Genomic DNA, 14,762 nt, shown 5'->3' with positions numbered 1-14,762 from the left:
CCGGAGCGGGTAAAATCCGGCCATGCCGCTCGACCTCGACACCCTGCCGACCGATGCCGCCGACCTGCGTCGGCTGGTTCTGGCTTTGGCCGAGGAGCGGGACGCGGCGACGGCTGAACGCGACGTCGAAAAGGACCGCGCCGACCGACTCGAACACCTTCTGGCGCAGTTGAAGCGGCTGATGTTCGGCCGGCGCTCCGAGAAGCTCGACCCCGACCAGTTGGCGCTCTCCTTCGAGGACCTGGAGCAGAGCATCGCCGCCGTCCATGCCGAGATGGATGCGGCCGCGCCGGTGGAGCGGCGCCGCCGGCGGACGGGTGACGAGCGGGCATCGCTGCCCAAGACCCTGCCCGAGATCGAGCGCGTCATCGACGTCGCGCCCGAGGACAAGGTCTGCCCCTGCTGCAACGGCGAGCGGCACGTGATCGGCGAGGACGTCAGCCGGCGGCTCGACGTCGTGCCGGTGCAGTACCGCATCCTCGTCACCCGGCGTCCGCGCTACGGCTGCCGGGCTTGCGAGACCGGCGTGGTGCAGGCGCCGGCGCCCGAGCATGTCGTGGCCTGCGGCCTGCCGACGGAGGCCCTGGTCGCCCAGGTGCTGATCGGCAAGTACGCCGACGGCCTGCCGCTCTATCGCCAGGCCCGTATCCTGGCCCGCCAGGGCATCGAGATCGACCGCTCGGTGCTGGCCGGCTGGGTCGGCCACGCATGCTGGTGGCTGAAGCCGCTGTACGACCGGCTGCGGCTGCACCTGCTGTCGTCGGCCAAGCTCTACGCCGACGAGACGCGCCTGCCGGTGCTCGACCCGGGGCGCGGCAGGACCAAGACGGCGCAGCTCTGGGCCTACGCCCGGGACGACCGGCCCTGGGGCGGCGGCGATCCGCCGGCGGTCGCCTATGTCTATGCCGTCGGCCGGGGCGCGGACCACGCGCGCGATCACCTCGGCGGTTTCGCCGGCATCCTCCAGGTGGACGGCTATGGTGCCTACAAGAGCCTCGTCACGGCGAAGGCCGGCGCCGCCTTGCCGCTGCCGATCACGCTCGCCTTCTGTTGGAGCCACCTGCGGCGCAAGTTCTACGAGCTTCATGTGAAGCAGGGCTCGCCGGTGGCCGAGGAAGCCCTGCGCCGGATCGCCGAACTGTACCGCATCGAGAGCGAGATCCGCGGTCAGGCGGCGGAGGAGCGCCAAGCCAAACGGGCCGCTCGGACCCGCCCCCTGGTGGAGAGCATGCGGACCTGGATCGACGCCCAGCTCGCCCGCGTGTCCGGCAAGGCGCCGCTCGCCGAGATCCTGCGCTACGCCGTCAACCACTGGGACGGCCTCTGCGTCTTCCTCGACGACGGCCGTGTCGAGATGGACACCAATGCCGTCGAACGTTGCATCAGGCCAGTGACTCTGGTCAGGAAAAATTCGCTATTCGCCGGTTCCGACGGCGGCGGCGACCACTGGGCCATCGTCGCGTCCCTCATCGAGACGGCGAAGCTGAACGACGTCGAGCCCTTCGCCTATCTGAAGAGCGTCATCGAGACGATCGTCACGGACTTCCCCGCATGCCGGCTGGACGAGCTCCTCCCCTGGAATTGGGAGGCCGCCGTCAACGGCTGATCAGTGTGGGCAACAAGCCCCGCTTACGATCCAACTGCCGGAAGCTGACACGATACCGGGTCGCGCTGCTGGGCTTGAGCGTCGGAAGGTACTCTCTAGAAAAGCGCATCAACGCGTCGTGGTAAGTCTGCCGGGGCCGCCCCTCCTGATCCCACCGCCGGTGCTGGCGGAGAAGTTCTCCAAGAAACCGCTGCGCCTCAACCTTTGAAGTTGTGCGGGCGGACCTACGAACTTCCTGCCCCTGCCACATAAACCGTACCCACCACGTACTGCCGCGCTTGTAGACCGTCGCCAAGTGTTATCCCTCTGATCCTGTTGTAGAATCAGGGTCGCACGAGTTCGCAGTTTGTCAGCAAAAAGGTGGCCGCCGAGCACCAGTTTCCTAATCCGGGGGCCACAGGTTCGAATCCTGTCGGGCGCACCAAGATTTCCGAGGAAGATCAAAGGCCTGCCGGTCTTGAACCGGCAGGCCTCATCTCGTTCTTCAGGCGGTCTTCTATGCGATTGCGGTCACACGGAAAGCACAGTCGTTGCCCGGGCGAGGCGCACCGGCAGTTTGGGCAACAATCGCCTGAAAGTCTCAAGAGGCGCGTGGGGGTTACCAGAGGCGACAGCGGCACAGTCTCGCCACCATCCTCCTAGGTTCTGTGCGGGTGAATCTCACCACGGAAGTTTTCCAATCGCCCAATCACACGCCTAATCCGCATTATGAGGCGGTGATCAAGGCTTCCATGCATGACGAGCAGACACCCACCGCTCAAATGACTATTAATCCTGCCCTCAAGATCAGAAGCGGCTTCTCGTTTTTCTTCTGAAGATACGACACGCGGTGAATCAATAGTGTCAAGCCACCACTTTGCGAAGTTATACGCTATGTCCTTGGCGGCTAAATAGTCCGAAACGCCCTTGTGGTCGTACCTTTTTTCAGGGAACCTACGAGTCATCCGCAGGTCTAAAACATACTTTACTGCGTGTTGTGAAATAACGCGCAGTAAATCTACTTCATTTCCCCCATCAACATCGTAGAATAGCATCAAGCCCTTCGCCTGCTCAGGCGGCAAAAAAAGCTCAAGCTGAAGTGGCCTAAGGTCATCATTCACCTTGGGCCGCTGCCAACGGTCTACCCGAACAACGTTTTTCTCCGGCGGGGCATTATCATTCCCCGACGAGTTCGGCTGCCGCTCGTTCGACATCCGCCAGTTCCTTGAGCCTAACCGCATATCCTGGAATGCCCGCGTCCGGATGTTTAAATGCGCCCGTGATATCGTTCTTCAGCGGAACGGTTTTCAGGAAATAGTCCCGATACATTCTCGGGCCTACGCCCGTAAAGGGAAGCACAAGCATACTTCCGCGCTCTTTCTTGGCGTCATCTTTTGGAGTTTCTGTAGATATCGCGTCATGGTGCAAGTCTTTTGCCAAGCTCTTAACAAATGGCTCGATATAGTAGACGACTTTTATGCCCGCCGTGACGAGGTGACGTGCGCAGTTATGGCATGGAAATGTGGTCGTGTACAAGGTGCACCCCTCGGGCGATATGCCCTGGCGTGCCGCATTGAAGAGCGTATTCATCTCGGCATGAATGGAGCGGGAGTACTCAATAATCTCTCTGATCCCCGGCATCTTTATAAAGTTGTCGGGATTTCTAACGAAGAAGTCGTATATTTTCTTAGAAAGTTCTAAGCGCTCTTTCTCGTGTGCGAACATCGAGTCCTGAGTGTGCGGAAGAAAAATCTCTGCTAGATCATTGGAAAAGCTCTTTCCCATCCACTCTGCAATCTTCCTGCGCAGGTCATCCTTTAGACGGGCGTTATGGCAGCCATTGAAGGTCCCGCTGGGGCTCTCCCAATCCCATTTGAAGCACCTATGGTCGTTCTTGTCACCTTCGGCGTAAACGCCGCCGCCAAACTTGGGAACTTCGTTTGCGCCAGAGGCAACAATCCGTCCATCGGGCGTCTGGAGAGATGCGCCGACCTGTCGTGACAAACACGCAGACTGAAGGGCGGCTGCGTCGGCGTAGAACATGCCCGTCTCCTCCACGGTAGGACGGACCAACTCTCGGCCCAGGAGGAGGTTGGCGAACCGCTCTAAGTCTGCGGCGATGCGCAGGCCGTCTTCAGTCTTAAGGTTATTGTCAAGGAAGTAGTCAGCAAGGAAAAATGCGTCCCTTACCTGTTGTCCATGATCATTATCCTTGTCCTTTTCATCTCTGTCGAGGTAGTCCTTTACATCTTCTGGGGGCGCTCCTCGATATTTCCTTTTTGACTTCAGGTCGCCGATAAGCCTTTCTTCTCTTCGTCCGCGTTCACAGTGAACTGCAACCAATCGGAACGATCTGTCGTAGACGCGGCGCAGAAGGTCAACTTCATCTGAGTGCTTTATGCTATCAAGAATAAATGCTATCTTCTTCTTGTTCGGATAATCTTCTTTTTTTATACGGACGATTTCCTTTATGGCGAGGGCGGCTACGGCGTGATTTCCGTGATTCTTCCGAAGCGCATCTCCCAGGTTCTGAAGCTCCCTGGCGCGCTTCAGCTTCTGAATGCCTTCTTCGGTGCCCTTTTCGGGAACGACAAGTGGCTTTCCTGGAGAACGCTTCACGATCTCGTTGCTCAGTTTAACCCGTGCAGGCTGATAGCCCATCTCCACCAGAATGGCCTCAAGCGTATCAGCCACCGACGAGCAGCCAGAGCCTGCGTACCCGATAAGGCCGATAACTAGCTCCTCGGCCAATGGGGAGACACCCCTCGCGCGCCTCGCAGGATCGGAGTCTTCAACGAGTGTCGGAGCAGAATATGCAACTTCGGCCATGATTTCCCCCTGTTGATACGCTGCGCAGAGGCTAATCTGGCCTCCACATTTCGACAAGACACGATAAACTTCCGTGGTGAGATTCACCCGCACAGAACCTAGGAGGATGGTGGCGAGACTGTGCCGCTGTCGCCTCTGGTAACCCCCACGCGCCTCTTGAGACTTTCAGGCGATTGTTGCCCAAACTGCCGGTGCGCCTCGCCCGGGCAACGACTGTGCTTTCCGTGTGACCGCAATCGCATAGAAGACCGCCTGAAGAACGAGATGAGGCCTGCCGGTTCAAGACCGGCAGGCCTTTGATCTTCCTCGGAAATCTTGGTGCGCCCGACAGGATTCGAACCTGTGGCCCCCGGATTAGGAAACTGGTGCTCGGCGGCCACCTTTTTGCTGACAAACTGCGAACTCGTGCGACCCTGATTCTACAACAGGATCAGAGGGATAACACTTGGCGACGGTCTACAAGCGCGGCAGTACGTGGTGGGTACGGTTTATGTGGCAGGGGCAGGAAGTTCGTAGGTCCGCCCGCACAACTTCAAAGGTTGAGGCGCAGCGGTTTCTTGGAGAACTTCTCCGCCAGCACCGGCGGTGGGATCAGGAGGGGCGGCCCCGGCAGACTTACCACGACGCGTTGATGCGCTTTTCTAGAGAGTACCTTCCGACGCTCAAGCCCAGCAGCGCGACCCGGTATCGTGTCAGCTTCCGGCAGTTGGATCGGCACTTTGGCGGCGGCTTCTTGGACGAGGTCAACAAGGCGCGGCTGAATGCCTTTGTCTCAGCCCGAAAGGCTGCGGGAGCGACAAACGCCACAATCCGTCGCGACTTGGCGGCCCTTAGCTGCTTGTGCGAGTGCGCGGTGACGTGGGACTGGCTGGATTCCAATCCCGTCAAGGCGTTTTCCAAACGACATCTCCGAGAAGCACCGCCAAAGACGGCCTACCCGACCGATGAGGATATCGAGCGGCTGGTCGCGCATGCCTCGCCCATGGCGGGCAGACTGATCCGTTTCCTGGCCGCAACCGGACTCCGGCAGGATGAGGCTTGTTCACTGGAGTGGGGGCAAGTTTCCATTCGGCGGCGGGAGGTGAGGCTCACCAAAACCAAGACATCGTCCCCGCGTGTGGTTCCGCTGAGTGATGAAGCACTCGGCACACTTTCCGGCACACCTCGACACCCCGTCTCCGGCTATGTTTTTTGGCACGGCGAGGGGGAACGCTATACAGCATTCGCAAACGGCTTCGCTCGGATTGCGAAAAAATCGAACGTGCCCTTTCGATGCCACGACCTGCGGCACCGCTTCGCGTCCGTGTTCCTCCAGCAGACTGGCGACATAGCGGCTCTACAGGCCATTCTCGGTCACCGGACCATCACGATGACCATGCGGTATGCGCACATGGTGACCGGCCATCTGCATCGCGCTATGAGCAAGATGGACGAGGCCAGCCGCACAAAACCCGGCACAGGTGGAGCGGATTGCTCACCTGCGCCGGACCGGAACGAGGTGGCACAGCATTGAAAATAAACGAAGAACGTGGTGCCCGCTGCCGGACTTGAACCGGCACGGCCTTGCGGCCAACGGATTTTAAGTCCGCTGCGTCTACCAATTCCGCCAAGCGGGCCCATGCCGGAGGCAACCTAGAGCGTCCACAAGGCCCGCGCAAGCGCTTAACGCGCAGGAGCCTCCAACGCCCCGTGCGGCCTTGGCCGGTGGCTGAAGTACCCCGTTCGTTCGGCACGGCCTACCACCCATGACACGCCGAGGTCACGACACTGTCACTTCCGTTCCGCACCCGTGTGGCGCGAAAATGCGGGCATTGGTGCACAGGAACGGAGCATCGGTCATGACCGCCGACAGTCGTCTCATGCTCGCGGTAATTTCGCGCCGGCGCCTGTTCGCCGTGTTGAACGTCGCCCTCGGGGCGCTGGCCGTCTCCGTCCTGCCGTTCACGCGGGCCGGGCGCGCGGTCGCCGCATCGGGCGGCCTGTCCGGCAACTTCCCCGATGCCAAGGCGGACGGGAAGTACGTCTGCACCAACCCCGACTGCGACCCCTACGTCTATGATCCGGCGCGGGGCGATGCCGACAACATCAACGGCGGCGGCCATCCCGTCCCGGCGGGCACGTCCTTCGCCGACCTGCCGCACGACTGGCTGTGCCCCTACTGCGGATCAGGCAAGGACTGGTTCCGGCCGCTGGCCTGACTGCCTCGACCTTTACGAAACACCGACCGTTCGCCCGCCGGCCCCTCCGCATCCCCCATACCCCAGTCGGCGCGGCGAACGAACAGAAGGGCGGCCCTCCCCCCAGGGCCGCCCTTCCTCGTTCCGGTGGGGCGGCGGCGCCGGGAACGGCCGCCGCCCCTGTGGCGCGACGTCAGGAGCCGATGACGCCGCCGCCCTTCCTGGTGATGGCCACCACGCTGGGGCGCGGGGGCATGCCGGCGGTGAAGTCCGGCCAGCGGGTCGACGGGTTGGCGAAGGTCGAGCCCTTCTCGTCGGCCGGGTGCTGAACGGCGACGAACAGGGTGGTGTCGTCGGGCGTGAAGCAGGGACCGCACATCTCGGCACCGCGCGGGGTGCGGAAGAAGTGGCGAGTCAGGGCGCGGCCGTGGCCCTCCACGTCGGCCGCCCACACACCATCGGCGAGGCCGGACTTGGGCGCGCCGTCGGTGGTGATCCAGATGCGGCCCTTCTTGTCGAAGGCGACGTTGTCGGGGCAGGACAGCCAGCCGTTCTCGGTCACGCCGGACGCATACTGGGCGCCGTCTTCCGGGTTCGCCGGGTTGCCGGCCATCAGGAAGATGTCCCAGGTGAATTCCTGCGCCGCATGGTCGCGGGCAGCCGGGGAGCCGCCCGGCGGGGTCATCTCGATAACGTGGCCGTGCTTGTTGGCGGCGCGCGGGTTGGCGGCGTCCGTCTGCTCGTCCTTACGCTTGGTGTTGTTGGTGAGCATCATGAACACGGTGGACGTCGCCGGGTTCGGCTCCACGTCCTCCGGGCGGTCCATGGGGGTGGCGCCCAGCAGGTCGGCGGCGCGGCGGGTCTCGATCAGCACGTCGGCCTGGCTGTTGAAGCCGTTCTCGGCCGTCAGCGGACCTTCGCCGTGGACCAGCGGCATCCACATCAGCGTGCCGTCGGCGTCGAACTTGCCGACGTACAGCACACCGTCGTCCAGCAGGTCGCCGTTGGCAGCGCGGTCTTCGGTGTTGACCGTGCCGTTGGAGACGTACTTGTAGACGTATTCGAAGCGCTGGTCGTCGCCGGTGTAGACCACCAGGCGGCCGTCCGGGTTGACGATTGTGGTGGCACCCTCGTGCTTGAAGCGGCCGAGCGCGGTGCGCTTCTTGGGCACCGCGTTCGGGTCATACGGGTCGAACTCGACCATCCACCCGAAGCGGTTGGCCTCGTTCGGCTCCTTGTCCAGGTCGAAGCGGTCGTGGTGGTCGGCCCAGGCGTAGCGGCTGACGTCCTTGATGCCGTAACGCTCGTAGTTGCGCTTTTCCGGGTGGTTCTCAAGGGTGCCCTTGAAGTAGCCGTGGAAGTTCTCCTCGGCGATCAGCACGGTGCCCCAGGGGGTTTCGCCGCCGGCGCAGTTGTTCAGGGTGCCGATGACCTTCGTGCCCGTGGCGTCGGTGCCCGTCTTCATGCGGTCGTGACCGGCGGCAGGGCCGGTGAACTGCATTTCGGTGTCCAGGGCGGAGATGCGGCGGGCGTACCGGCTGCCCGGCACGACGGTCCAGGTCTCGCCGTCCTTCTTCACCTCGATGACCGAAGCGCCATGGGCGGCCATCTCGATCTCGGCCATCTCCTTGGTCATCTTGGCCAGATCGTCGGGGCCGATCCCGTCGAACATCAGGTCCTTGATCGTGTATTCGTGATTGATGACCAGAACGCCGTGGTCGGAGGCGCCGGAACCCTGCGGCAGCGGGAAGAAGCCGACGTAATCGGCGTTGTAGCCGAACTGCTTGTTCTGCGCCTCCGCCGTCTGGTTGTTGACGTCGAAGTCCGGCGCGCCGGCGGTCACGGCATCGCCCCAGCGGATCAGCACGCCGGCGTTGTAGCCTTCGGCGACGTGCATCTGCTCGTCATAGCCGTGCGGCAGTTCCTTGAAGGTCAGGGTCGAGGCCGAGGCGGCCAGGGCCTCGCGGCTGACGCCGGCGGTGATGGCGCCGCCGACGGTCGCCATGGCGGCGGCGACGGACATGCCCTTCAGGGTGGCGCGGCGGCTGACGCGCGCGGCCACCAGGTCGCCCATGGTGGGCACGGCCGGGGCGTGGGCGGGGATGTCGTCGTCGTCGTTGACGATCTCGACGAACTGAGAGGCGGTGTGCTCGGTCATGGAACCCTTCCGCTGCATTGACAGTGATGGAGGCATGAGATTTCGGGCGTCAATGTAGAGGCGGCGGCAGGGATTTCCCGTGAATGTTACATGGCGTCGCATTGACAAAATTGTTGCGCGATAACGCAAATCATTCGCGCAACAATTCCAGCCGCAGGACCGTGCCGCCCAGCCGGCGCGCCATGCATCGGGCGTGCATGTCCGAGCAAAGAGGTCAGTTGAACAGGTGCTCGCCGAAGGGGCCGATGTAGCCCAGGTAGCCCCGTCGGGCGGCGGGGGTGACGGCTTTTTCGGTATCGCTGCCGCCGTAGGGATGGGCAACGGAGCTGAACAGGTATCCCCAGTCCCCCATGTGCGGAAACCATGCGACGCCCGACGCCGCCGCGCCGTAAGGGGTGGTCTGGAGTCGGCTTAGCGACCCGGTCGCCGCATCCCATGCCCAGACGGCGTCGTTCTGGTGTCCGCGGACCGTGTCCTCGGCCACGATCAGGGTGTCGTCGTCAGCCAGGAAGGCGAGCCCGCGCGGGTTGGCGATGCCGTTCAGGGCGCAGTCGTTGGGGTCGACCGCATCGGCGCCCGCATGTTCGACCGGCGCGCCCACCACCACGGCGCTGGCGCGCGTCGCCACCCGGTCCGAGGCAATGCCCGCCACCGTTCCCAGTGACATGGCATAGATGGTGCCGCAGGGGTTTGAAGGCAGGGCGATGTGATCGGTCCCCGGCCCGGCGGTTGCGCCCGCCTCGGCCATCGGCCCGGCCACCGCGCCCACGGCCAGAAACACCCGCTTGCGGGCGGGATCGAGCGCCAGGCCGCCGGACCGGACCAACTCGGTGGTGGCACCCAGCATGGCGGCATAGCGGCGGGTCTCCAGGCGCGACGCCGCCATCTCCATGCCCGCCTTCACGGCCAGGCACTCAGGCCCGGCGGCGGTTTCCAGGCCGGTGAAGCCGTCGGGGCAGTGGCCGTCGAGGGCCTCGCGCCGGTCGAACAGATCGGTGAAGATCAGGCCGCGATCCAGCAGCCGCGCAATCTCCACCTCGCGGGCGTGACCCAGGTCGACCCACTCGATGTCGGCGGCCCCACCCGCCACGCTGGCGGTCTGGCGCCAGCGCGCCGCATACAGGCTCCCGGCCGACAGATCGGCTATCTCGTCGGCGACGAACATGAAAAGGCCGCCGCCGTTCGCGCGGTCGGTGATGTAGACCGTGCGTCCGTCGGGCATGGCCAGCACGTCCCCCGGCGCCGCGCGCCCCAGCGCCAGCCGACGATACACCGCCGGCCGCCCCCGATGGTCCACGTCGGCCTCGATGACGTGGCCGTAGCGATAGGGATCCACCGTCTGGCGGAAGGCCTCCAGCGCCGCACGGTCGCCGCCCCGCGCCGAGCGGCCGAACCAGGCTGCCATGGCGGCGGCGTCCTCGAGCCCCGCCATGTCCTGCGCCTCCTCCACCAGCCGGGTGTCGGGCGGGCTGCCCTCGGCGGCGAGGTGGGTGTCCCAGGGCGTGATCCCGCCTTCCATGGGGCGCCACAGGCCGCCGATGGGCGCGGTGTCCACGGGCGCGGTCTGCATGGCGATGAGCGTGCCGTCGCGCCCCTGCACCAGTTCCGACAGATAAAGGGCGCCAGGCAGATCACCGAACTGCGTCAACGCGAACCACCGCCGCCCGCGGTGCAGCAGCGAGGTGAACCCGACCTCGTCGGAGACGCGCGGGTCGGCGCCGTCATAAAGGGCCTGGCCGCGCTGGTCGTGGAGAACGCCGAAGGTGCCGGTCCCCACCTCCTGGCCGCTGCGGGCAATCACGCGGTAGCCGATGGTCTCGCCCTCTCCGTCGCGGCGCAGGACGCGCGGCGTTGTGCGGATGGAGCGCTTTTCCAGGTCCGTCTCGGGCGCCTTGACTGCCAGGAACGTCAGTTCTGGTTCGGCGGCGGTGGCGGCGGGCGATCCGCCGACCGCCCCCAGCGGCGTCAGCAGAAGGGCGAAAATCCCGCCCAGGCGGGCGCAGCGCGAAGACGGCAGGTACGGCATGCGGCGGCGGCTCTCCCGGCGGCTGGAGGATCGATGATACGCCTCGATGATTGAAATCATCGAGGCTGCGTTCAGTCGCCACGCAGGCTCACGCGCCATAAGGCGCGGCGGCCGGTCGGCCTTGCCGGACGACAAAGGTACGGTTTCATGTGTCGTCCGGGTTGGCACGCCAGCCGCGCAGGATCGGCCGTACGGCGTTCCGCAATGGTACGGCGCGCCGCCGCCAAGGCTGAACCCGGGCAGGGTGGTTACGACGTCCGGTCCGCCCGTCCCTCCAGGGTGGCAGGCGGTGCCTCTTCCGTCATGGCCTCGGGCGCATCGTCCTTGAGCGCCACGCCGCTGACCCCCAGCGCCCGCGCCTGTCTCATCAGCCAGGCGATCTTGGCGCCCGCCCGTGCCGGGTCCAGCCCTTCCGGCCGGATGTTGGACACGCAGTTGCGGTCGGCGTCGTGGCGGCCGGTGCGCGGCGCCCAGGTCAGGTAGGCGCCCAGGCTGTCGGAGGCCGAGAGCCCCGGCCGCTCGCCGACGAGCATCACCGAGCACGCCGCCCCCAACGCCTCCGCCACCGGGTCGCCGAGCGCAACGCGCGCCTGCCGCGCCACCACCACCGGCGCCAGCCTCCATGCCTTCAGCCCCGCCACGGCGGTGGCCAAAGTGGCGGCGGCATGGGCATGAACGGCACGGGCCGACAGGCCGTCGCCGATGATGAAGACGGCGTCGAAAGGCCCCTCCCCCGCCGCCTCGCGCAGGTGCGCCGCCTCGCCCTCGGCCAGGCGCCGACCCAGGTCCGGGCGCTGGAGGTAGGTGGCGCGGTCGGGCGCGGCGGAGGCGGTCTGCATCACCGTCAGGCCCGGCACGGCGTCGCGCACGGCCGCCGCCACGCCCGCCGCGTCGAACGCCATGTGGACGGCGTCGCGCGCACGGGCATGGGCCATCTGGAACTGCAGCAGTTCGGCCGTCGGCAGGCCATCGCCGACACGGCCCAGCGCGATGCGGGCGGCGGTGTGGCGGCGCAGGACGCGCCAGGGATCAGGATTGCTCATGCCGCGCCTCCGTCGTCTTCCGAAGCGGCGGGCGCCATGTGGCCGATCATGCGTCGGGCGCCGCTTCCGGCGGACAGCGACGGCCGCACCCGCCCGCCGGGGTCCGTGATCTCCATGGCGTGCAGCCACGCCTCGAACTCCGGTGCCGGTTTCAGCCCCAGGGCCGCGCGGACGTAGAGCGCGTCGTGGAAACTGGTGCTCTGGTAGCTGAGCATGATGTCGTCGGCCCCCGGCACGCCCATGATGAACGAGCACCCCGCCACCCCCAGCAGGGTCAGCAGGGTGTCCATGTCGTCCTGGTCGGCCTCGGCGTGGTTGGTGTAGCAGACGTCCACCCCCATGGGCACGCCCAGCAGCTTGCCGCAGAAGTGATCCTCCAGCCCCGCCCGGATGATCTGCTTGCCGTCGAACAGGTATTCCGGTCCGATGAAGCCGACCACCGTGTTGGTCAGAAGCGGCCGGAACGCCCGCGCGACCGCATAGGCGCGCGCTTCCATGGTCTGCTGGTCGAGGCCGTGGTGGGCCTCGGCGGACAGCGCGGCTCCCTGCCCCGTCTCGAAGTACATGACGTTGTCGCCGACCGTGCCGCGCTTCTGCGCCAGCGCCGCCTCCCGCGCCTCGGCCAGCAGGGACAGCGAAATGCCGAAGCTGTCGTTGGCGGCCTGACTGCCCGCGATGGACTGGAACACCAGGTCAACCGGCGCGCCGCGCTCCATCACCGACAGCGCCGTCGTCACATGCGCCAGCACGCAGGATTGCGTGGGAATGGCATAGCGCTCGCGGATGCCGTCCACCAGCTCCAGCAGCCGAACCATGGCCGCCGGGCTGTCGGTGGCGGGGTTGATGCCGATGACGGCGTCGCCGCAGCCGTACATCAGCCCGTCCAGAATGCTGGCGGCGATGCCGGCCGGGTCGTCCGTCGGGTGGTTGGGCTGAAGCCGCACCGCCATGCGCCCCGGCAGGCCGATGGTGGTGCGGAAGGCCGTCGTCACCCGACACTTGCGCGCCACCGCGATCAGGTCCTGGTTGCGCATCAGCTTGCTGACCGCCGCCGCCATCTCGGGCGTCAGGCCGGGGCGCAGGGCCGCCAGTGCCTCGGGCGTGGCGGCGTCGGACAGGAGCCAGTCACGAAACGCGCCCACGGTCATGGACCGCACGGGCTGGAAGGCGTCGGCGTCGTGCAGGTCGAGGATCAGGCGCGTGACCTCGTCGTCCTCGTAGGGCACCAGCGCCTCGTCCAGGAAGCGCGCCAGCGGCACGTCGGCCAGTGCCATGCGGGCCGCCACCCGTTCCTCGTCGCTGGCCGCCGCCACGCCGGCCAGCGCGTCACCCGATCGGTGCGGGCTGGCCCGGGCGAGCAGCGTCTTCAGGTCGTCGAAGACGTAACGGGTGGAGCGGTGCGTGGCAGCGGCCTGGGTCACGGGCGCCTCCCTCGGGCTCGGGCCGGTGGACGACCATCAGTGTCCTACAGGAGCGCGCCGGAGGAAACCCGTCGGTGGCAACGCCGCCGCCGGCCGCCCGTTTTCCTGGCGGACCTGTCAGAGGAGGCCGCTCATCCTGAAGATCGCTGTCACGCTGGCCGCCGCGCTTCTGGCCCTTGTCACCGTGGCCGTCCTGAACGCCCGCCTGTGGTGGCCGTTCGACCTTCTGACCCACTTCCGCCTGCAGTACGTGGCGGCGGCGGCGGTGCTGCTGGTCGCCGCCCTGGTGCTGCGCGCCTGGCCGGCCGCGGCCATCCTGGTCACCGTCGCGCTCCTGCACGGCTGGGTCATCAAGGACCTGTGGACGGCGCCGACGCCCGAGACACCCCCCGGCGAGCGCCTGCGGGTCGTCGCCGCCAACGTTCTCAACGCCAACCGCACGCCCGAGGCCGTGGCCGACTTCGTCGCGCGCTCCGATGCCGACGTGGTGATCCTGGTGGATGCCGTCGGCCCCCGCTGGGTCGAAGCGCTGGAGGAGATCGGCGGGCTGTATCCGCATGCCGCGCCGGACGGCTGGCGCAGCGGAGCGCCGGCGCTGATCTTCAGCCGCCATCCCATCTGGTACGACCGCATGGCGCGCCGCACGGCCGGCAGGACGCCGTACCTGGCCACGCGGCTGACGGTGGGGGACCGGTCGGTGTCGGTGATCGGCGTGCACCCGACGTCTCCGGCCCCCTTCGACGGGGACGGCAGCCGCGCCCGCAACCGGCAGCTCCGGCAGCTTGCCGAGACGGCGGCCGGACTGGACGATCTGCTGATCGTCGCCGGTGACTTCAACACCACCCTCTGGTCGCCCCATGCCGTGGCCTTGCTGGATGCCACCGGCCTGCGCCCTGCCGCCCACGGCCACGGCTGGCACGCGACGTGGCCCAGGTGGATGCCGCCCGGCCGCATTCCCATTGACCACGTCCTGCTGCGCGGGCCGCTGACGTCAGAGCGCTTCGGGCGCGGCCCTGCCATCGGGTCGGATCATTTTCCCGTTGTCGCCGACCTTGTCCTGGCACCGCCCCCCTAACTTCGGGGTGGACGAAAGGCGCACGCCTTACCCCTCCTGCGTCCCGCCGTTTCAAGACCTGCTTAACGTTTGCGGGGCCATCCTGAGGACCCGATCCAGGAAAGCAGAACGCTGGACGAGACCGGAGAGCAAGAGAAGGAGGGGTACCCGCATGACGACGACGATGCACGCGCACCTGTCGGACTTCCTGGCCAGCTACGTCGCCAGCCTGAGCCGCCACGCCGCGCCCGCCGTCGCCCGCCGGCTGGACCACATGGCCCGCCGCCTGCCCGAATGGGAGGCCGAGGCACTGGAGTGCCTGTACCGCGATATCGCCCTGTGGTTCGATGCCGGTGTGACCCAGGACGGCGTCGCCGCCCGCCTCGCCGACATCCACGCCCCCGCCCTCAGTCCCGGCGAATAACATCTCCGTCCGCCACCGCGCCACCACCGGGCAGCAGCCGGAGGA

The 14,762-nt window shown here is 66.2% G+C and carries 11 protein-coding genes and 1 tRNA gene; 5 read left to right on the top strand and 7 right to left on the bottom strand.

Annotated features, from left to right (window positions below; translation table 11 throughout):
• Positions 1-22 precede the first annotated feature (22 nt).
• On the top strand, positions 23-1,606 hold the full coding sequence (tnpC, locus tag LG334_RS03105) for an IS66 family transposase (protein ID WP_404379661.1): 1,584 nt from the start codon (positions 23-25) through the stop codon (positions 1,604-1,606).
• A gap of 638 nt (positions 1,607-2,244) precedes the next feature.
• Here tnpC and LG334_RS03100 read toward each other — a convergent pair.
• Together LG334_RS03100 and LG334_RS03095 are read right to left on the bottom strand one after the other, a co-directional pair.
• Positions 2,245-2,799, bottom strand: a complete 555-nt coding sequence (locus LG334_RS03100; RefSeq protein WP_404383193.1) for a hypothetical protein — start codon at positions 2,797-2,799, stop codon at positions 2,245-2,247.
• Positions 2,762-4,414 carry an anti-phage dCTP deaminase gene (locus LG334_RS03095; protein ID WP_404383191.1) on the bottom strand — a complete coding sequence of 551 codons (1,653 nt, stop codon included), beginning with the start codon at positions 4,412-4,414 and terminating at the stop codon, positions 2,762-2,764. Before LG334_RS03095 ends, LG334_RS03100 begins: the two co-directional genes overlap by 38 nt.
• Positions 4,415-4,859: 445 nt before the next feature.
• On the opposite strand from LG334_RS03095, the gene LG334_RS03090 reads away from it, so the two are divergent.
• On the top strand, positions 4,860-5,927 hold the full coding sequence (locus tag LG334_RS03090) for a tyrosine-type recombinase/integrase (protein WP_404383189.1): 1,068 nt from the start codon (positions 4,860-4,862) through the stop codon (positions 5,925-5,927).
• 16 nt (positions 5,928-5,943) lie between these two features.
• On the opposite strand, the gene LG334_RS03085 is transcribed toward LG334_RS03090, so the two are convergent.
• Positions 5,944-6,030: transfer RNA gene (locus LG334_RS03085), tRNA-Leu, on the bottom strand.
• 222 nt (positions 6,031-6,252) lie between these two features.
• Here LG334_RS03085 and LG334_RS03080 point away from each other — a divergent pair.
• The gene (locus LG334_RS03080; RefSeq protein WP_404383187.1) at positions 6,253-6,612 is read left to right on the top strand and encodes a rubredoxin; all 360 of its coding nucleotides are present in this window, start codon (positions 6,253-6,255) and stop codon (positions 6,610-6,612) included.
• Positions 6,613-6,784: 172 nt separating this feature from the next.
• Here the strand turns inward: LG334_RS03080 and LG334_RS03075 are convergent, their stop codons facing one another.
• From LG334_RS03075 to LG334_RS03060, 4 genes are all read right to left on the bottom strand, one after another.
• Positions 6,785-8,749 carry a PhoX family protein gene (locus LG334_RS03075; RefSeq protein ID WP_404383185.1) on the bottom strand — a complete coding sequence of 655 codons (1,965 nt, stop codon included), beginning with the start codon at positions 8,747-8,749 and terminating at the stop codon, positions 6,785-6,787.
• Positions 8,750-8,963: 214 nt separating this feature from the next.
• Positions 8,964-10,775 (bottom strand): alkaline phosphatase PhoX, encoded by a 1,812-nt coding sequence (locus tag LG334_RS03070; protein WP_404383183.1) that lies wholly within the window; start codon positions 10,773-10,775, stop codon positions 8,964-8,966.
• Positions 10,776-11,023: 248 nt separating this feature from the next.
• The gene (gene eutC / locus LG334_RS03065; protein WP_404383181.1) at positions 11,024-11,818 is read right to left on the bottom strand and encodes an ethanolamine ammonia-lyase subunit EutC; all 795 of its coding nucleotides are present in this window, start codon (positions 11,816-11,818) and stop codon (positions 11,024-11,026) included.
• Positions 11,815-13,239 carry an ethanolamine ammonia-lyase subunit EutB gene (locus tag LG334_RS03060; protein WP_404383179.1) on the bottom strand — a complete coding sequence of 475 codons (1,425 nt, stop codon included), beginning with the start codon at positions 13,237-13,239 and terminating at the stop codon, positions 11,815-11,817. The genes eutC and LG334_RS03060 overlap by 4 nt, the downstream gene beginning before the upstream one ends.
• Between LG334_RS03060 and LG334_RS03055 the strand changes: the two genes are divergently transcribed.
• Entirely contained in the window at positions 13,220-14,314 is a 1,095-nt protein-coding gene (locus LG334_RS03055) for an endonuclease/exonuclease/phosphatase family protein (RefSeq protein ID WP_404383177.1), read from the top strand. The genes LG334_RS03060 and LG334_RS03055 overlap by 20 nt on opposite strands.
• A 151-nt stretch (positions 14,315-14,465) precedes the next feature.
• Positions 14,466-14,717 (top strand): hypothetical protein, encoded by a 252-nt coding sequence (locus tag LG334_RS03050; protein ID WP_404383175.1) that lies wholly within the window; start codon positions 14,466-14,468, stop codon positions 14,715-14,717.
• The last annotated feature ends 45 nt before the right edge of the window (positions 14,718-14,762 follow it).

Source organism: Caenispirillum salinarum, from assembly GCF_044803115.1.
In the GTDB taxonomy this organism is placed as follows: Bacteria; Pseudomonadota; Alphaproteobacteria; order Rhodospirillales; family Rhodospirillaceae; genus Caenispirillum; species Caenispirillum salinarum_A.
This window is presented reverse-complemented; position numbering and strand designations above follow the sequence as displayed.

Excerpts from the sequence above, each read along its gene's own strand:
- LG334_RS03100 (WP_404383193.1), bottom strand. The coding sequence starts at position 2,799 with ATGTCGAACGAGCGGCAGCCGAACTCGTCGGGGAATGATAATGCCCCG.
- LG334_RS03095 (WP_404383191.1), bottom strand. The coding sequence starts at position 4,414 with ATGGCCGAAGTTGCATATTCTGCTCCGACACTCGTTGAAGACTCCGAT.
- tnpC (WP_404379661.1), top strand. The coding sequence starts at position 23 with ATGCCGCTCGACCTCGACACCCTGCCGACCGATGCCGCCGACCTGCGT.
- LG334_RS03080 (WP_404383187.1), top strand. The coding sequence starts at position 6,253 with ATGACCGCCGACAGTCGTCTCATGCTCGCGGTAATTTCGCGCCGGCGC.
- LG334_RS03070 (WP_404383183.1), bottom strand. The coding sequence starts at position 10,775 with ATGCCGTACCTGCCGTCTTCGCGCTGCGCCCGCCTGGGCGGGATTTTC.
- eutC (WP_404383181.1), bottom strand. The coding sequence starts at position 11,818 with ATGAGCAATCCTGATCCCTGGCGCGTCCTGCGCCGCCACACCGCCGCC.
- LG334_RS03075 (WP_404383185.1), bottom strand. The coding sequence starts at position 8,749 with ATGACCGAGCACACCGCCTCTCAGTTCGTCGAGATCGTCAACGACGAC.
- LG334_RS03050 (WP_404383175.1), top strand. The coding sequence starts at position 14,466 with ATGACGACGACGATGCACGCGCACCTGTCGGACTTCCTGGCCAGCTAC.